The sequence below is a fragment of the Komagataeibacter oboediens genome, from assembly GCF_003207815.1.
Classification (GTDB): domain Bacteria; phylum Pseudomonadota; class Alphaproteobacteria; order Acetobacterales; family Acetobacteraceae; genus Komagataeibacter; species Komagataeibacter oboediens.
Window position 1 is genome coordinate 114,074 of the sequence record NZ_NKTX01000002.1, and the last position, 16,076, is coordinate 130,149.

Below are 16,076 nucleotides of genomic sequence, written 5' to 3' on the forward strand. Positions count from 1 at the left end.
ATGGATAAATTCACCGTCCTTACGGCCGTCGCCGCCCCCCTACCGGAAGAGAACATCGATACTGACAAGATCATTCCGGCGCGGTTCCTCAAGACCACCAAGCGTTCGGGTCTGGGCGTGCATGCGTTTGACAGCATGCGCTACCGGCCCGATGGCACGGAAAACCCTGATTTCGTGCTGAATCAGGAACCATACCGCAAGGCCGAGATCCTGATCACCTATGACAACCTTGGCTGCGGGTCGTCGCGTGAGCATGCGCCGTGGGCGCTGCTGGATTTTGGTATCCGCTGCGTGATCGCGCCGTCATTTGCCGATATTTTCAACAACAACTGTTTCAAGAATGGCATCCTGCCCATCGCCCTGCCGCGTGACGTGTGCACGCAGTTGATGGAGGAGGCCCGTCAGGGCGCCAATTCCCGCCTGACGGTTGATCTGGCGCGGCAGGTCATTGTCCGCCCTGACGGGCAGGAAGTGCCCTTTGATGTCGATCCGCTGCGCAGGCAGCTGCTGCTGGAAGGGCTGGATGATATTGGCCAGACGCTGCAGCATGAAAAGGCGATCACCACCTTTGAGCAGCGCCGTGCGAAAGCACAGCCGTGGATCCCGCATATCGTCCTTGACTGAGGGCGCGCGCCGCATCTCAGCAGACCGTTCATAAAACAGATTATCCGGATGGGAAACGTCATGTCCGCACCCAAGAAGCTCCTGATCCTGCCTGGCGATGGCATCGGCCCCGAAATCATGCGGGAGGCCCGGCGCATCATGGACTGGATGGCGCAGGCGCGTGGTATCCGTTTCGATATCAGTGAGGATCTGGTGGGCGGCGCGTCGCTGGCGGTGCATGGCCAGCCGATCACGCAGCAGGTGATTGATGCCGCACGCGCAGCGGACGCGGTCCTGTTCGGTTCGGTGGGTGACCCGAAATGGGCATCGGCCGGGTTTGACCGCCGGCCCGAAATCGCGATCCTGAATCTGCGTCAGGAACTGGGCCTGTTCGCCAACCTGCGCCCGGCCAAGGTGTTCGACTCGCTGGTGGATGCCAGCACGCTCAAGCCCGATGTCATTCGTGGCCTGGACATCATGATCGTGCGCGAGACGGTGGGCGGGATCTATTTCGGTACCCCGCGCGGGATCGAAACCCTGCCCGACGGGTCGCGTCGCGGCATCAATACCGAAGTCTATACCACGGCGGAAATCGAACGCGTGGCCCGCGTCGCCTTCGACCTGGCGCGTAAGCGTGACAACCGCGTGTGCTCGGTCGAAAAGTGCAACGTGATGGAAAGCGGCCTGCTGTGGAAAGAGGTGGTGACCGCGCTACATGACCGGGAATACAGTGATGTCGAACTGAGCCACATGCTGGCTGATAACTGCGCCATGCAGATGGTGCGCAACCCGCGGCAGTTTGATGTGATCGTGACGGGCAACCTGTTTGGTGATTTGCTGTCCGACCTTGCTTCCATGCTGACCGGCAGCCTTGGCATGCTGCCTTCGGCCACACTGGGCGCAAAGGGCGAGGATGGCCGCACGCCCGCGCTGTATGAACCGATCCATGGCAGCGCGCCCGATATCGCGGGGCAGGGCAAGGCGAACCCGCTGGCGCAGATCCTCTCGTTTGCCATGCTGCTGCGGTATTCGTTCGATATGCAGGAAGATGCCGCAATGATCGAGGCGGCGGTGTCCAATGTGCTGGACAGGGGACTGCGCACGCCGGACATCATGAGCGCGGGCAGGACGGAAGTGAACACTGCTGGAATGGGCGAAGCCGTGGTGGCCGAACTGGACAAGCTGAACAAGACGGCCTGACCTGTCCAGATTATTGCATGACTGTCGAAACGGGCTGACATGATATTCATGCTAGCCCGTTTTTGATTCCGGGGCTGTTAGTGCTCCGCAAAACAGACAGAAGTTTTTGGTGAAGCTTTTTTTAAAAAGCTTCGGAAGGCGCCACCTTCCTAAAAAAAGGTGGCATCCATAAACTTTCGCTTACAGGCCGGGTTTCAGCACATAGCCCTTGCCGCGCACCGTCTGCAGGAATCGTGGCTCACGCGGGTCGGGTTCGATCCGGCGGCGCAGGCGGGTGACCTGCACATCCACTGCGCGTTCCCCGATTTCTTCCATATCCAGCGTGGTTGCGATGTCGGTACGTGACAGGATTTCGTTGGGGTGGCGGGCAAGAACCGACAGCAATGCCGATTCGCCGCCCGTCAGGTGCACGATTCCCTGCGCGTTGGACAGCAGGCCCCGCACCGGGTCGAATTCCAGTTCCCCCAGCCGCACGATCCGCAGGTTGCTGCTGGGGGCAGGCGGGACGAAACGGCGCAGGTGCGCCTTGAGCCGCAGCAGCAGTTCGCGCGGTTCAAATGGTTTGGCCAGATAGTCATCGGCCCCGGCCTCCAGCCCGATGATCCGGTCTTCCGGCTCACCGCGCGCGGTCAGCAGCAGGATGGGGAAATGCAGCTTCTCCCGCCGCAGTTCGCGGGTCAGTTCCAGCCCGTTTTCCCCCGGCATGGTAATGTCCAGCACCAGCGCATCAGGCTGCATGAAGCCCAGGACCTGCCGCGCCTCCTGCGCGGAGGACGCCGCGCTGACACGGAATCCCTGCTCGCTCAGGTAACGCTGCAGCAGGCGGCGCAGGCGGGGATCATCATCCACGACCACCACATGTGCATCCACGATCATGCTGTCGTGGGGCAGGGAGGAGTCGCAGGCCGTCTGGATCATGGGGAACTCCGGTCGGGGTGGTGAAGGGCATCGGTGGATACGCCGGGGGCATCCGATTCGTCTATCAGCCCGTGCATGACGCGGCGAAAGCCGTCCACAGCCTTGCCGCCCGCGTTGCGGTACACACGCAGCAGAACCTCACGTTGCAGGGAAAACAGATGGTTTTCAATCTCGCTTCCCCGCGTGGTCAGGTGCAGCTGCCGCCGCCGCCTGTCCTGTGCCGCCGTTTCCTGCCGCACAAGGTCCATGGACAGCAGTTCGCCCAGTGCGCGGCTCATGCTCTGCTTGGTAATGCCCAGCGTATCCAGCAGCGCCCCCACCGCCATGCCGGGCTGGAGTGCTATGGCCTGCATAATGCGGTAATGCGCATGCCCCAGCCCATGCGCATGCAGCGCGTCGTCTATGATGGCCGTAAACGATCGGCAGGCAAGCATGAGCAGATCCTGCGCCTGGCGCATGTCCTCGTCGCGCAGGAACAGCAGTTCCACCCCCGCGCCAGCAGACGCGTGACGGGCGGATGGGGAGCGGACAGGGGGTGTCACGTCAGGCTGGTCCGGATCAGGCGATACGCCCGGTCAGCCGGTTGCGCAGCCGGGTGATGCGCCCGATTTCCGACAGGCGACGGTCAAGGAATTCCTCGACCGAGGCAGGATTGCCCCCGCGTGTCAGCCAGAACAGCAGGGTGGATATATAGACACCGCTGAGTGTCATGCGCTTGGTGACATAGGTGAACCCGGTGGAGGTATCCCCCGCCGCCTGCCAGATTGCGTTCACGCTGCGGCCCAGCGTGCGGGCGAGGACGCGGGCATGGGTCGGCACCATCAGCACCGCCAGCGCCTGCCGTATGGCGGCGCGGTGCGGGGCGGCGTGGTCCAGCCGGAACATTACGGCGGCGCGGACGCGGCGGCTGATCTTGCGGCTGCGGAAGCTGTTGGTCGCCGCCAGCATGTCCCGGTCCATGAGGTCAAAACACGATTCGGCCACCTGCGCCATGCCGTCGGGGAACAGCAGGTCCGCGTCTTCTCCCGCGCACTGGCGCAGCAGGGCGGTCGTCCATGGCTGGCTGCCCGCGCGCGGGTCCGCCAGAAAGCGGCGCAGTAGCGCGTCACCCTGTGGTGAGTTCTGGAGCGCGGGCGGTTCCAGCGCGGATGTCGCGGCGGCAACCAGTGCTGAAAGATTCATGGGCGCTCTCCGTAACGTGCCATTTCGCTATCAAATCCCATGCGGCCAAGGTCGGTCATACGCATGGGGTAGAGGATTCCGTTCAGGTGATCGTATTCATGCTGGAATACATTGGCCAAAAAGCCTGATGCAATGCCATGGGTTTCCTGCCCGTCCGCATTCGTGCCGCGCCAGGCGATGCGGCGGTACCGCGGCACCCACCCGCGCAGGCCGGGAATGGACAGGCAGCCTTCCATCCGGTCAACCATTTCATCATCCACCGGTTCCAGCACCGGATTGATCAGGGCCGCGGGCAGGCGGGGTGGATCGTCCTCGCCGCTGCTGCGGGTGGCGGGCACGCGATAGACGAACAGCCGCAGCCCCTGGTGCACCTGCGGGGCGGCCAGTCCCACGCCACCCGCGTCCAGCATGGTTTCGATCATGTCGGCCACCAGCGTGCGGATGGCGGGGGCCTGCGGGTCGGCAACCGGCTGTGCCGGCTGAAGAAGCACCGGATGGCCCATGCGGGCGATCTTGAGCAGCGTCATGGACACAAACACCCTTCCTGTTTCGGGGAACATGTATATGACAGCACAGGCGCGCAAAGCGGAGCACGAAAATCATTTGTTCCCGGAAGCGGGAATGATTTGTGTTGCCGGGCGCGAGTGTGATATAGGTGCGGCCCGTTTGGGAATCGCACGAAGGGAATGGCCTCGGGCGGACGTTCCCCAAGTTTCAGTTTCATGGATCATCCATACCGGATGGCAGATCAGGAGTTGACGACCCAGTGCAGGTTCTCGTTCGTGACAACAATGTTGATCAGGCCCTCAAGGCCCTCAAGAAGAAAATGCAGCGCGAAGGCATCTTCCGTGAAATGAAGCTGCGTCGTCATTATGAAAAGCCGTCAGAGCGCAAGGCGCGTGAGGCTGCCGAAGCCGTGCGTCGTGCCCGCAAGATGGAGCGCAAGCGTCTGGAGCGTGAAGGCTTCTAAGCCCTCCGTTATCGGAATTCGGGTCTGACCCGCAAAAAAGCCGGCACCTGCAGGGGAGCCGGTTTTTTTGTGTCCGCAGTCAGGGTAAAGCCATGGATATGGAGTCGTCGCCCCTTACCGAAAACATGCCGCCCCCGGCACAGGGATGGCGCAGGCTACGTGAGCGTTTGATCCGCCGGATCCTGCCGCGGTCCCTGCTGGGGCGTATGCTGCTGATCGGGTTCATTCCCATGCTGGCCACGCAGGCCATTTCGCTGGAACTGTTTTACGGGAATTACCTGCAGATCGTCTCCCGCCGCCTGTCGGGTGACATGGCCACCACCATTTCCCTGACGCTGGACCTGCTGGAACGCTACCCATCCCCCGCCGACCGGCGATGGATACTGGAAGATGCCGGCCGCCGCTCCGGCCTGGTGATGACATTGCACGAAGGCGCAAGCCTGAACCGCAGCGGGTCCAACCATGTGCTTGGCCCCATCGATGACGACCTGGTGCGTGACCTGCGGGCGACCGTGCGCTGGCCCACTTTCGTGGACTGGAAGCAGGCACGTCATCGCGTGGTGATTGGCGTGCAGACACCCATCGGAGTGCTGCAGGTTGTGGCCCCGCGCAAACGGCTGGACGTGGCGCCTGTATGGCTGTTCGTGGCGTGGGCGTCGGGCAGTGCGCTGGTACTGTTTCTGATCGCGGCACTGTTCATGCGCAACCAGGTGCGGGCCATCCGCAGGCTGGCACGGGCGGCGCAACTGTTCGGACTGGGGCGCGACACCGTGCCCATCGTGCCCGAGGGCGCGCAGGAAATCCGCAAGGCGGCGATTGCCTTCAACCGCATGCGTGACCGTATCAATCGTTTTGTGGAACAGCGCACGACCGTTCTGGCCGGTGTATCGCATGACCTGCGCACGCCACTGACACGGCTGCGCCTGTCACTGGCCATGCTGCCGCGTACGGGCATGGTCAACGCTGCCGACCTGCAGCCCGATATTGCCGACATGATCGGGGATATCGTGGAAATGGAGCATATGATCGAGGGATATCTGTCCTTCGCGCGGGGGGAGGGGGCGGAGAAGCCTGCCACGATCCGCGTGGAGGACCTGTTCGATGAAATCGTAATCGCCCTGCGCCGGATGGGCGCGCGGGCCGGGACCGGTGCCATCACGCCCCCGGATCTGACCGTAACCGGGCGGGGCAACGCGCTGCGTCGTGTCCTGAACAATGTGGTGGAAAATGCCCGCAGGCATGCGACCTATATCGAACTGTCAGCCGAGCGCGGGCGCAGGGAAGTCTTCCTGTATATCGATGACAACGGGTGTGGCGTGGAGGAATCGCGGCGCGAAAGCGTGTTCCGTCCGTTCGAAAGCGGCAATGAAGGTGGGACCGGGCTTGGACTTGCGATCGCGCGCGACATCATTCACGCCCATGGCGGCCATATCGGTCTGGAGGCCGGGCCGCTGGGCGGCGCACGGGTCAGGATTGTCCTGCCGACCTGAAGGGGGCGGCAGGTCAGGCCAGATGATCAGGGCAGGGTGTTGCCCGACCCGCCATGGCCGGGGCCGCCGTTCATGCTGTTCATCGGGCCGGTGCTGCCGCCGTAGGTGCTGCTCATCTGGCTGAGGGGGTTGTAACGGCCCACATTGCCCAGGATCTGCTGCATGATGTTGATCTTGGTGCCCGGCGTGGGGGTCTTGCCCGGCGCCATGGAGACGTAGCGGGCGTCATCCTTGTGCAGGGTACGCAGGTTGCGCAGGATGCCGTCCTGGTCAAACGTCAGCACCACCACTTCCTGCCTGCGCACGCGGGGGAAGCTGATCGGGACGATGACCTGCTTCATGGAGACATACAGCCATGTATTGTCATCGAATGTGGCACGCCCGGTGGGGGAACCCATCGCATCCATCACGTCGGAGCGCGTGGTCTCGCCAATTTTCAGTTTGTTGTAATCATCCGCTTCCACCAGGGAGCCACGCTGGATGGTGCTGGGCTTGAAGACCGAACACCCCGACAGCGCAATTCCTGCCCCGATGACAGCGCATGAAAACAGGCGTAATGAACGCGAACGGGGCGGAGTGTCCTGTGGTGACCTCATGGTCCGGAAAATATCCTGAAATAAGGGCATGGCGTAAAAAGCGGTTCGTCTTTCCGGTGCCCGATTGGGAAAATGAAGTCAATCACAGATCGTCCCGGCGGTGGAAAAACACGAAAGACAGGGCCATATTTCCACACAGGCGGGCACCAGGGTGCAGGCCCCGTGAACAGACGCGCAGGAGTAGTATGAATGGATGCAGAATTTTCCCGCCCGCTTGCCGTGGGCCGCATCCCGGCCCGTGGCATGGAAACGGTGGTCGAGGCATCGGATGAGGAATGCCGCAGGCTGGCCCGCCGGTTCGGGATACCCGGCCTGCGCGACCTGTCCTGCCGGTACCGGCTAGCGCCGGGACAGGATGGGGAGGTACTGGCCGAAGGCTGGCTGACCGCGCATGTGACACAGGAATGTGTCGTAAGCCTGGAGGCGTTCGAGGACGTGCTGGCGGAATCGTTCACCGTGCGCTGCATCCCCGCGGAGCGTTTCCGCGAGGATGATGAAATCGATCCCTTTTCCATCGATGAAGTCCCCTATGACCGCGACAGCATCGACCTTGGCGAACTTGCGGTGGAAGAGCTTTCGCTGGCGCTGGATCCGTACCCGCACAAGCCGGGATGCGAGATTCCGGCCGAATTTGCGGGCAGTGAAGACGCCGAACCCGAAGAAACCGTGCGCAGGCAGCCTTTTTCCGCTCTGGCCGAGTTGAAAAAAAAGCAGAACTGACGCAAAGGAAGGGGCAGGAACGGGGGGCGCGGGTTTTTGCGTCTTGCGCATCATCACTTGCGCAAGTGCAAATGATCTGTTAGAGCGCCCCCCTCAATTATTGATAACTGACCGGTGTATCGCCACGATGGTGTGCCTGCCGGTTGTGATCCAGATCGGAGGGGCCCAGGCCCATGGCTGTACCCAAGAGAAAAACCTCGCCGTCCCGTCGTGGCATGCGCCGCAGCCACGCGGCACTCAGCGTTCCGGCACATGCGGAATGCTCCAACTGTGGCGAACTGAAGCGCCCGCATCACGTCTGCAGCCACTGCGGACATTATGACGGCCGTGAAGTCGCATCTGCCGGCAAGGCACTGAAGACGGCGGTCCGCGCCTGATAACAGGACGCTGCTGGCGTCATTACCCGGCAAAGGCGCAGTTCGCATGGACTGCGCCGATGGGCGTGCCTGAGGCCGTCCTGTCCGGGTCGCGCTGGGGCGGGGACATGCCAAAGTGTACGTCCCCGATCTTGCGCGTTCCTTCCTTACCCGGCACAAGACGAGCATGAGCGAGACAGGTTCCTCCTTTTCCGAGACTGGGTCCTATACCCTGGCCATAGATGGCATGGGTGGGGATGGTGGTCCGGAAGTTGTGGTGGCCGGACTGGCGATTGCGGCAGACCGACATCCTTCGGCCAGGATTCTTCTGGTGGGGGATGAGGCAAAGTTGTCCGGCCTTCTGAGCCGCCATCCACGCGCGGCCGCCATCTGCACAATCCTTCCGGCCGGTTCGGCAATTCCCATGGACATGAAGCCCACGGCGGCGTTGCGCGTGCGCGATTCCTCCATGCGGCTGGCCATGGACGCGGTGGCCAAAGGGGCCGCGCAGGGTGTCGTATCCGCCGGGAACAGCGGGGCGATGCTGGCGCTGGCCAAGATCGTGGTCAAGACACTCCCCGGCATAAGCCGCCCGGCCATGGCGGCACTCAGCCCCACGACACGCGGCGACGTGGTCATGCTCGACCTCGGCGCGAACGTATCGTGCGACTGGCGCAACCTTGTGGAATTCGCCGTCATGGGCGAAGCCTTCGCCAAGGCGGTGTTGGGCCTGCCCGCACCGACGATCGGACTGCTGAATGTCGGGTCGGAAGAACTGAAGGGCGATGAACGCCTGCGCCAGGCGGCCGAAGTGCTGCGGGGCAGCGCGCTGGCCGGACAGTTCCACGGCTTTGTCGAAGGTCATGACATTACGGCGGGTACGACCGACGTGGTGGTGACCGACGGCTTTACCGGCAACGTGGCCCTGAAAACCGGGGAAGGCGCGCTGAAGATGGCGTTCACCCTCCTGCGGCAGGTCTTTACGTCCAGCCTGCTGGGCCGGATCGGTTATCTGCTGGTCCGTCCGGGACTGGAGCGGATGAAGGAATGGCTGGACCCGCGCCGGTACAATGGTGCGGTGTTCGTCGGCCTGAATGGTGTTGTGGTCAAGTCACATGGCGGCACGGATGCCGAAGGGTTCGCCGCTGCGGTCGATGTGGCAATGGACATGGTCATGCACCGCTTTACGGATGGCATACGTGACCGCCTTGCGCATATGGAAAACCTGACATCCGTCAAGGTGACCCCAGACCCGCAGCAGGCGGTGGCTGCATCCTGACCCTGTAACATCCGGTATGGGGCAGGCTGCCATGGCTGATCCCACCCGTGCATGTGAGATGATATTGGTGGAAAAACAGGCATGACGGCGAAACGCTCGCTTCTGTCCGGATTCGGTGGTTACCTGCCCGAGCGGATCGTGACCAATGATGAACTGGCGTCCCGGCTCGATACATCCGATGAATGGATCCGGGGGCGTACCGGCATCGGCCAACGCCATATCGCCGGTGAAAACGATACCGCCGTTTCCATGGCGGCGCAGGCCGCGCGCCGGGCGCTGGATTACGCTGGTGCAGCACCAGACGATGTTGACGCCATCATTGTCGCGACCAGCACGCCTGATCAGGCATTCCCCTCGACCGCCGTGCGCGTGCAGGCCGAACTGGGCATGACGTCCGGATTCGGCTTTGACCTTGCAGCAGCATGCTCGGGCTTCATCTATGCGCTGTCCATGGCCGATTCGCTGATTCGCAGCGGCCAGGCCCGTTCAGCGCTGGTGATCGGCAGCGAAGTCTATTCGCGTATCCTCGACTGGTCGGACCGTGGAACATGCGTGCTGTTTGGTGACGGTGCCGGGGCTGCCTTCCTGACCGCCGCCGGACCGGATGACGGGGATGCGGGCATCCTGTCCACCCACCTGCATTCGGACGGGCAGTATGGCGACCTGCTGTATGTCGATGGCGCCACGGGGCAGCATGACAGGCCCGCCCATTTGCGCATGCAGGGGCGCGATGTGTTCCGTCATGCGGTGGGCAAGCTATCCGCTTCGGTTGATGAGGCGCTGGCGGCGAATAACCTGAGCCATGCGGATGTGAACTGGCTTGTGCCGCATCAGGCCAACCTGCGCATCATTGACGGCGTGGCGCGCAAGCTTGCGCTGCCGGCGGAACGGGTGGTGGTGACGGTGGACCGGCATGCCAATACATCGGCCGCATCCATTCCCCTGGCGCTGAACGAAGCCGTGCGGGACGGGCGCATACGTAAGGGTGACCTTGTGCTGATGGAAGCGCTGGGTGGCGGACTGACATGGGGTTCGGCACTGGCGCGGCTGTAATGTCGTTTCGGTACCACATTGAAATGGATGCGCAATAAACCGCCTGCGCACTGAATACATTCAATTGACGATGATGGCGCTCATGCATAACGTTTACGCATGAGCACCGTGACACGCGCCACTCTGGCAGAACAGATATATGATCAGGTCGGGCTGTCCCGCCATGAATCCGCCGATATTCTGGAAGATATTCTGGAACGGATGGCACGGACACTTGAAACCGGCGATACCTTGAAAATAAGCGGGTTTGGCACGTTCTCTGTCCGGCAGAAGGGGCAGCGCACGGGCCGTAACCCGAAAACAGGGGTGGAAGTGCCGATTCTTCCGCGTTCTGTTCTGGTGTTTCGCCCCAGCCAGCTGCTTCGTGCCCATGTCAATGGACAGTCCGGTGGGGAAGGCCCGCCGGAAGGAGACGATGAATGAGCACGCAGCACGAAGCGCCAGCCGAAACCGTGTCAACGCAGGCCATGACGCAGCCGGATACGGACAGCCTGCCCATTTACGAGGTCGCGCGTGAACTCGGGCTGGCCCAGCATGTCATGCGCATGTGGGAATCCCGTTTCCCGCAGTTGCGTCCGCTGCGGGGGCAGGGTGGACGGCGGTACTATCGCCCGCATGATATCGCGGTGCTGCGGCGGATTGCCGACCTGCTGTATGTCCGTAAGCTGTCTGTTGCGCAGGCGCAGGCGGAACTGGGGCAGGACGCGGCCCTGGCTGCGGAACCTTCACCCGTGATCGATGCCGCACCCGCGGCCCCGGTCGCGCCGGAAGTCGCCCCTGCGCATGTCGCGGCAGAGATACCGGTCACGCCGGTTCCGCCGGTAGAGCAGGCACAGGGGGAAGAACCTGTCGCCGGAGACACCCCGGCGCAGCCGGAGCACGCGCCCCCGGCGACCATGACTGTCGAACAGGTCACGATTATCGAAGAAACTGTCGGGACCATACAGGTGCCGGACGCCGCTGCCCCGGTTCATGAAGTCTCGCAGGATACGGCACCGGTGGATGACGCGCCCCCGATCGCTGCTGCGTCCGAAGATGCTGCGATGTCGGATGACGATGCGACGGATGAAGACGAAATGCCGCTTGAGCAGATCGTCATGATCGAACTGGAACGCCTGCAGGGGGAAAACGCCATGCTGCGTGAAAGCCTGCGTGGCGTGCTGGTGGAACTGCAGGCCCTGCGTGAGATGGTGCCTGTCTGATTTATCCGGTTTTTTTCATTTTTGCGCATATCGTGGCTTGCCGTCCCCTAACTGGCCTGCTACACCCTGCGCATCGCAGACAGGCGGGCAGTAGCGCAGCCTGGTAGCGCATCAGTCTGGGGGACTGGGGGTCGTGGGTTCGAATCCCGCCTGCCCGATATCCCTGTCTGCGATAAAAAATTATGGGCGATCGCCACGATTGAAGCACCTGAAACCAGGTGCTTTTTTTGTATCTTCCGTTCGCCTGTGCGTCAGTACCGTGCGCGGCTCCAGTTCAGCCACAGCATGTGCAGCACTGCCATGATGGCAGGCCCGACAAATAGTCCCAGCAGGTTCCAGCTTTCCGCGCCGCCCAGAATGCCGGTCAGCACCCACAGGAAGGGAAGCTGGGTTGCTCCGCCAATCAGGGCAGGGCGCACCAGGTGGTCCGCCAGCAGGATCACGGCAATCCCGAACAGGATGATGGCAATGGCCGTCAGCACCGCCCCGGTATTGATCACCAGCATCAGGGCGACGGCGCTGATGGCGATCAGGGCGCAGAAGGGGATCATGGCCGCAATGGCGGTTATCACGCCAAACAGGAAGGGGTGGGGCGCACCTGCGACCAGATAGGCAAGGCCCATCAGCATGCCTTCGCCAATTCCCACCAGTACCAGCCCCGATACCGAACCATGGACGGATGCGATAATCTGTAATGCAATCCGTTCGCCCCTTTTGCCAAAGGCGCGACGGGAGACGTTCAGGGACTGGCGGATGACCGAATCCCCGTCCTTGAGCAGGAAAAACAGTGTCAGGATGGCAAAGGTGAACAGCAGCACCCGATGCAGCACCTGTGATCCAAGCTGCTGGGTGACCTTCATGCTCTGCCCGATATTCATCGACCCGAGAAGGGCGGACACATCGGCAGGGTTTTTCAGGTGATCGTTCCACCATGCCTCGACTGTCTGCCGCCCATAGGGCAGGTGACTGACCCATGGCGGAAGGGGAATGCCCGAATGCCGCGCATCATTAAGCAACCTGAGCACGCTTTCTGCCTCGCGTCCCGCCTCAAGTCCGAACAGGGCCAGTGGCCCCAGGAAAATAAGGGCGATCGCCAGCGTGAACACGACAGGCAGCAGCGTGCGGTGGGCACGCGAATGCCACCGCGTGCGGGCACGCACATAAAGCGGCCATGACGCGATGGCGAATATGCAGCCCCAGATCAGCGATGGCAGGAACCCGCGTACGGTGTACAGCGCCAGCAGCACGAAAAACAGTGCCAGCCCCGCGCGCGCCATGCGCTGCGTGCGCTGGGTTGCGCTGAATGACCGGAAGGTTTGCATCGTGGATGCAGGATCCACGCGGCGGCCCGGCATGGGGGTGCCTGCCTGATCCTGATCCGCGTTGTAGGGATCCGTCATGGTCATTCCTCTGGAAAACGGGCTCGTGTCAGCAAAGACATTAATCCTATGTCGGCGGCGTCGTTTCAACGGCCCATAGGGCAAAAGCGTGAATCAGGGCGGCTTCTTTCAGGGAATCGAACCGGCCTGTCGCCCCGCGGTGTCCTGCTTCCATGTTCGTGCGCAGCATGATGGGCCGGTCCGACCGGTTGTTATCCCGCAGGCGGGCAACCCATTTCGCCGGTTCCCAGTAGGTGACACGCGGATCGGTCAGGCCGCCCATGGCCAGGATGGCGGGATAGGCGCGGGGGGCCACCTGTTCATACGCGGCATAGCTGGCGATCAGGTCATAGGCATCCGCGTCTTCCAGCGGATTGCCCCATTCGGGCCATTCCGGCGGTGTCAGGGGCAGGGTGTCGTCGGACATGGTATTCAGTTCATCCACGAACGGTACTACCGCGACGATGCCTGCGAACAGGTCGGGCCGCATGTTGGCGATTGCGCCCATTACCATACCGCCAGCCGACCGGCCGTCCGCCACGATCCGGCCCGGCGCGCCGAAGCCCGCATCGGTCAGGGATGTGGCACAGGCGATGAAATCGCTGAAGGTATTGGGCTTGTTGCGTCCCCGACCGCCCAGGAACCAGTTCCACCCCTTTTCCGACCCGCCGCGCACATGGGCAATGGCATAGAACCATCCCCGGTCCACAAGGCTGAGCACGCGGGTGGAGAAGACCGGGTCAATCGCGTGACCATATGATCCGTAACCATACAGCAGCAGCGGGGCGGAGCCGTCTATGGGGGTATCATGGCGCCCCAGCACGGTGACGGGCACCTGCTCGCCATCCGGCGCCTGCGCGCTCAGGCGCCAGCAGCGGTACTGCGCCGGATCATGGCCCGAGGGAACGGACTGCTGCTTGAGCAGGCGGTCCGCGCACGTCATCATGTCCTGTGCATGCCACTGCCGTGGCGTGGTGGGGGACTGGTAAATATAGCGCAGTTCGGTCGTGTCGTATTCATAGCCGCCTGCGAATGTCAGGTCATAGGCGGCCTCATCCGGCTCCAGCGCATGGGTGTGGCCGTCAAGGTCGCGAATGACGATGCGCGTGTTCGCATCCCGTCGTTCCCGCCATGCAATATGGCCCGACCAGACCATGCAGTCAGTAATGTAGCGACCCGGTTCATGCCCGATCAGGTCACGCCAGTTCTCGCGCCCCGGCGCGCTGTCGGGCGTGGTCATGATCTTGAAGTCATATGCGCCATCGGCATTGGTCAGGATGATGAAGTGGTCGCCCTGATGGTACAGTCCGTACATCAGCCCGGTCTGGCGCGGGGCAGCGCAGGCGGGTGCGGCCTTCGGGTCGTGGCCGGGAACCAGCCAGGATTCGGATGTATCGTGGTTGCCAGTGGAAATGATGATCCAGCCACCCGAACGCGTCGCGTCCACGCCCACGAAGAAACCTGGGTCAGGTTCTTCGTATACCAGCGTATCCGTATCCTCCCCGATGCGGCGGCGATAGACCCGGGCCGGGCGGCCATGTTCATCCCGCCAGACCCAGAACAGGAAGCTGCTGTCGGGAGAAAAGACAAAGGCCCCGCTGCAGTTGTCCACGGGGGGCAGGGCGGTTGCGTCCGTACTGGCGAGGCGGCGGAGGTGGATGCGATAGATTTCGGACCCCTGCGTGTCCTCGGCATAGGCGAACAGGGCATGGTCGGGGCTGTGGCTGGTGGTGGCGACGGCGTAATAGTCATGACCGCTGGCCGCCGCGTTGACATCCAGCAGTACCTCTTCCGCCTGTGGCTGGCCCACGGGGTAGCGTGTGTAGACGGGATACTGCGCGCCAGGGGCATAGCCGGTCTGGTAGAAGAATGGCCCGTGGGGGACGGCGGGATAGGTATCGTCAGGCTGTATCCGGCCCTTCATTTCCGCTACAAGCTGTTCCTGCAGCGTGTCCGTGCCCGACAGGACGGACTGCGTATAGGCGTTTTCCGCACGCAGGTGTTCGGCAATGTCAGGACGCAGCAAGGAGGGATCGCGCAGCACGTTCTGCCAGTTGTCGTCCTTCATCCACGCATATTCATCCTGACGCGTGCGGCCAAGCTGCGTGATGGTGCGGGGTATCTTGCGGGCAACGGGGGGAAGGGTCATCGCATGGTCCTTGCGCGGGCGGTGGCTCAGTCGGGTTTCGGGGCGTGCCAGCCCGTCAGGCCGCGGCGCAGGCGCTGGCCTTCGGGGGTGGCAGGATCGATCATGCCCGTGCGCAGGAACAGGTCGATCAGCACAAGGTTCACGTTGAACTTGAACTCATCGGTATCGCGGACCAGCGCATAGGCCTCCTCCAGCGGGATCAGGCGGAATTCCTCCACCTCCCCATCGGCGGGGGTGGGGACGAAATTGGCTGGCAGTTCCAGTTCGAAACAGTGCAGCACGTCACGGCGCAGCCCCTCGGGCCGGTCCAGCGCGTAGCGGATGTCCGCCGTGGCACGGGCATGGGCCACCAGTTCGGGCGGCAGGCTGGCTTCCTCCGCCGCTTCCTTGATCAGGGCCTGTGCCGCCGTGTGGCCCGCCGGGATGCCGCCTGCAACCAGATGGTCCAGCTTGCCGGGGTCGAGGCGTTTGGTCATTGACCGCCGCGCGATCCACAGGTGCAGCCCATCAGGCCGCCGTACAAGTCCGTTAAGGTGCACGCCCGCCGCCATAAGGCCAAACAGCGGCAGCGCCCCGCGGTCAATGCGTGCCACGGGCGGCAGGGCCATGTCGGTCCAGACGTCAAACAGTTCGTGGTGGGAGCGGTAGGCACCTTCGCGGGCCATGGCCTCGCCCACCTGTTCCAGCCGGGCGGGGTCGGGCAGCGTGACGACGTGTCCCGCATGCGTCATGCCATGGCGCAGCAGGACCGGCAGCAGGTCGGGCTGCACCCATCCGGCGGGCTGCGTGCCCAGCCGGAATTCCAGCCGCCCGCCGGGCAGCACCGCCGTGTTGCAGGCGGCGATATGACGAAAAAAACCATCGAGGTTACGTGACATGATCCATCCCTGTCCTTCGGGCCATGGCTGGCATACCGGCTGCCCCATGGGCTGACAATCCTCCGGATGTCCCGCAATGGCGGGAGATATGGGTTGCAAAA

The 16,076-nt window shown here is 62.9% G+C and carries 18 protein-coding genes and 1 tRNA gene; 11 read left to right on the forward strand and 8 right to left on the reverse strand.

Annotated elements, in window-relative coordinates; translation table 11 throughout:
• Positions 1 to 624 carry a 3-isopropylmalate dehydratase small subunit gene (gene leuD / locus CFR80_RS02425; RefSeq protein WP_110507065.1) on the forward strand — a complete coding sequence of 208 codons (624 nt, stop codon included), beginning with the start codon at positions 1 to 3 and terminating at the stop codon, positions 622 to 624.
• Positions 625 to 684: 60 nt separating this feature from the next.
• The gene (gene leuB, locus CFR80_RS02430; RefSeq protein ID WP_010512895.1) at positions 685 to 1,803 is read left to right on the forward strand and encodes a 3-isopropylmalate dehydrogenase; all 1,119 of its coding nucleotides are present in this window, start codon (positions 685 to 687) and stop codon (positions 1,801 to 1,803) included.
• A gap of 180 nt (positions 1,804 to 1,983) precedes the next feature.
• Here the strand turns inward: leuB and CFR80_RS02435 are convergent, their stop codons facing one another.
• From CFR80_RS02435 to def, 4 genes are read right to left on the reverse strand one after another with little or no spacing between them, the layout of a single operon-like run.
• Positions 1,984 to 2,721, reverse strand: a complete 738-nt coding sequence (locus tag CFR80_RS02435; RefSeq protein ID WP_010512896.1) for a response regulator — start codon at positions 2,719 to 2,721, stop codon at positions 1,984 to 1,986.
• Positions 2,718 to 3,263 (reverse strand): MarR family winged helix-turn-helix transcriptional regulator, encoded by a 546-nt coding sequence (locus CFR80_RS02440; protein WP_232275511.1) that lies wholly within the window; start codon positions 3,261 to 3,263, stop codon positions 2,718 to 2,720. Before CFR80_RS02440 ends, CFR80_RS02435 begins: the two co-directional genes overlap by 4 nt.
• Positions 3,264 to 3,279: 16 nt before the next feature.
• Complete coding sequence (locus CFR80_RS02445) at positions 3,280 to 3,903, reverse strand: COQ9 family protein (protein WP_010512898.1); 624 nt, start codon at positions 3,901 to 3,903, stop codon at positions 3,280 to 3,282.
• Positions 3,900 to 4,430 carry a peptide deformylase gene (gene def, locus CFR80_RS02450; protein ID WP_010512899.1) on the reverse strand — a complete coding sequence of 177 codons (531 nt, stop codon included), beginning with the start codon at positions 4,428 to 4,430 and terminating at the stop codon, positions 3,900 to 3,902. Before def ends, CFR80_RS02445 begins: the two co-directional genes overlap by 4 nt.
• A gap of 239 nt (positions 4,431 to 4,669) precedes the next feature.
• Between def and rpsU the strand changes: the two genes are divergently transcribed.
• On the forward strand, positions 4,670 to 4,873 hold the full coding sequence (rpsU, locus tag CFR80_RS02455; RefSeq protein ID WP_010506446.1) for a 30S ribosomal protein S21: 204 nt from the start codon (positions 4,670 to 4,672) through the stop codon (positions 4,871 to 4,873).
• Positions 4,874 to 4,965: 92 nt separating this feature from the next.
• On the forward strand, positions 4,966 to 6,363 hold the full coding sequence (locus tag CFR80_RS02460; RefSeq protein WP_010512901.1) for a sensor histidine kinase: 1,398 nt from the start codon (positions 4,966 to 4,968) through the stop codon (positions 6,361 to 6,363).
• Positions 6,364 to 6,389: 26 nt separating this feature from the next.
• Here the strand turns inward: CFR80_RS02460 and CFR80_RS02465 are convergent, their stop codons facing one another.
• Positions 6,390 to 6,959, reverse strand: coding sequence for an outer membrane protein assembly factor BamE (locus CFR80_RS02465; RefSeq protein WP_029329209.1), 570 nt, complete (start codon positions 6,957 to 6,959; stop codon positions 6,390 to 6,392).
• Positions 6,960 to 7,148: 189 nt separating this feature from the next.
• Here CFR80_RS02465 and CFR80_RS02470 point away from each other — a divergent pair, with 189 nt between their 5' ends.
• The 7 genes from CFR80_RS02470 to CFR80_RS02500 all read left to right on the forward strand — a co-directional run bounded on the left by CFR80_RS02470 (position 7,149) and on the right by CFR80_RS02500 (position 11,727).
• Positions 7,149 to 7,679 carry a YceD family protein gene (locus tag CFR80_RS02470; RefSeq protein ID WP_110507066.1) on the forward strand — a complete coding sequence of 177 codons (531 nt, stop codon included), beginning with the start codon at positions 7,149 to 7,151 and terminating at the stop codon, positions 7,677 to 7,679.
• A gap of 173 nt (positions 7,680 to 7,852) precedes the next feature.
• On the forward strand, positions 7,853 to 8,056 hold the full coding sequence (rpmF, locus tag CFR80_RS02475; RefSeq protein WP_010506434.1) for a 50S ribosomal protein L32: 204 nt from the start codon (positions 7,853 to 7,855) through the stop codon (positions 8,054 to 8,056).
• 166 nt (positions 8,057 to 8,222) lie between these two features.
• Positions 8,223 to 9,314: a phosphate acyltransferase PlsX gene (plsX, locus tag CFR80_RS02480; RefSeq protein ID WP_110507067.1), complete on the forward strand. Its 1,092-nt coding sequence runs from the start codon at positions 8,223 to 8,225 to the stop codon at positions 9,312 to 9,314.
• An 81-nt stretch (positions 9,315 to 9,395) separates the two neighbouring features.
• Positions 9,396 to 10,367: a beta-ketoacyl-ACP synthase III gene (locus CFR80_RS02485; RefSeq protein WP_048855713.1), complete on the forward strand. Its 972-nt coding sequence runs from the start codon at positions 9,396 to 9,398 to the stop codon at positions 10,365 to 10,367.
• Between the two features lie 99 nt (positions 10,368 to 10,466).
• Positions 10,467 to 10,790, forward strand: coding sequence for an integration host factor subunit alpha (locus CFR80_RS02490; RefSeq protein ID WP_010512906.1), 324 nt, complete (start codon positions 10,467 to 10,469; stop codon positions 10,788 to 10,790).
• The gene (locus CFR80_RS02495) at positions 10,787 to 11,569 is read left to right on the forward strand and encodes a MerR family transcriptional regulator (protein ID WP_010512908.1); all 783 of its coding nucleotides are present in this window, start codon (positions 10,787 to 10,789) and stop codon (positions 11,567 to 11,569) included. Before CFR80_RS02490 ends, CFR80_RS02495 begins: the two co-directional genes overlap by 4 nt.
• Positions 11,570 to 11,653: 84 nt before the next feature.
• Positions 11,654 to 11,727 (forward strand) — tRNA-Pro (locus CFR80_RS02500).
• 93 nt (positions 11,728 to 11,820) lie between these two features.
• Here CFR80_RS02500 and CFR80_RS02505 read toward each other — a convergent pair.
• The 3 genes from CFR80_RS02505 to CFR80_RS02515 are packed head-to-tail and all read right to left on the reverse strand — an operon-like array spanning position 11,821 to position 15,975.
• Positions 11,821 to 12,975: an AI-2E family transporter gene (locus tag CFR80_RS02505; RefSeq protein ID WP_029329210.1), complete on the reverse strand. Its 1,155-nt coding sequence runs from the start codon at positions 12,973 to 12,975 to the stop codon at positions 11,821 to 11,823.
• Between the two features lie 40 nt (positions 12,976 to 13,015).
• Positions 13,016 to 15,097, reverse strand: a complete 2,082-nt coding sequence (locus tag CFR80_RS02510) for a S9 family peptidase (protein ID WP_010512910.1) — start codon at positions 15,095 to 15,097, stop codon at positions 13,016 to 13,018.
• A 26-nt stretch (positions 15,098 to 15,123) separates the two neighbouring features.
• A complete protein-coding gene (locus CFR80_RS02515) occupies positions 15,124 to 15,975 on the reverse strand; it encodes an NUDIX hydrolase (RefSeq protein WP_029329211.1) in 852 nt (283 codons plus the stop codon).
• Positions 15,976 to 16,076: the final 101 nt, after the last annotated feature.

Excerpts from the sequence above, each read along its gene's own strand:
- def (WP_010512899.1), bottom strand. The coding sequence starts at position 4,430 with ATGACGCTGCTCAAGATCGCCCGCATGGGCCATCCGGTGCTTCTTCAG.
- CFR80_RS02445 (WP_010512898.1), bottom strand. The coding sequence starts at position 3,903 with ATGAATCTTTCAGCACTGGTTGCCGCCGCGACATCCGCGCTGGAACCG.
- CFR80_RS02485 (WP_048855713.1), top strand. The coding sequence starts at position 9,396 with ATGACGGCGAAACGCTCGCTTCTGTCCGGATTCGGTGGTTACCTGCCC.
- plsX (WP_110507067.1), top strand. The coding sequence starts at position 8,223 with ATGAGCGAGACAGGTTCCTCCTTTTCCGAGACTGGGTCCTATACCCTG.
- CFR80_RS02495 (WP_010512908.1), top strand. The coding sequence starts at position 10,787 with ATGAGCACGCAGCACGAAGCGCCAGCCGAAACCGTGTCAACGCAGGCC.
- CFR80_RS02515 (WP_029329211.1), bottom strand. The coding sequence starts at position 15,975 with ATGTCACGTAACCTCGATGGTTTTTTTCGTCATATCGCCGCCTGCAAC.
- CFR80_RS02470 (WP_110507066.1), top strand. The coding sequence starts at position 7,149 with ATGGATGCAGAATTTTCCCGCCCGCTTGCCGTGGGCCGCATCCCGGCC.
- leuB (WP_010512895.1), top strand. The coding sequence starts at position 685 with ATGTCCGCACCCAAGAAGCTCCTGATCCTGCCTGGCGATGGCATCGGC.
- CFR80_RS02460 (WP_010512901.1), top strand. The coding sequence starts at position 4,966 with ATGGATATGGAGTCGTCGCCCCTTACCGAAAACATGCCGCCCCCGGCA.
- CFR80_RS02435 (WP_010512896.1), bottom strand. The coding sequence starts at position 2,721 with ATGATCCAGACGGCCTGCGACTCCTCCCTGCCCCACGACAGCATGATC.
- leuD (WP_110507065.1), top strand. The coding sequence starts at position 1 with ATGGATAAATTCACCGTCCTTACGGCCGTCGCCGCCCCCCTACCGGAA.
- CFR80_RS02510 (WP_010512910.1), bottom strand. The coding sequence starts at position 15,097 with ATGACCCTTCCCCCCGTTGCCCGCAAGATACCCCGCACCATCACGCAG.
- rpmF (WP_010506434.1), top strand. The coding sequence starts at position 7,853 with ATGGCTGTACCCAAGAGAAAAACCTCGCCGTCCCGTCGTGGCATGCGC.
- CFR80_RS02465 (WP_029329209.1), bottom strand. The coding sequence starts at position 6,959 with ATGAGGTCACCACAGGACACTCCGCCCCGTTCGCGTTCATTACGCCTG.
- CFR80_RS02505 (WP_029329210.1), bottom strand. The coding sequence starts at position 12,975 with ATGACCATGACGGATCCCTACAACGCGGATCAGGATCAGGCAGGCACC.
- CFR80_RS02490 (WP_010512906.1), top strand. The coding sequence starts at position 10,467 with ATGAGCACCGTGACACGCGCCACTCTGGCAGAACAGATATATGATCAG.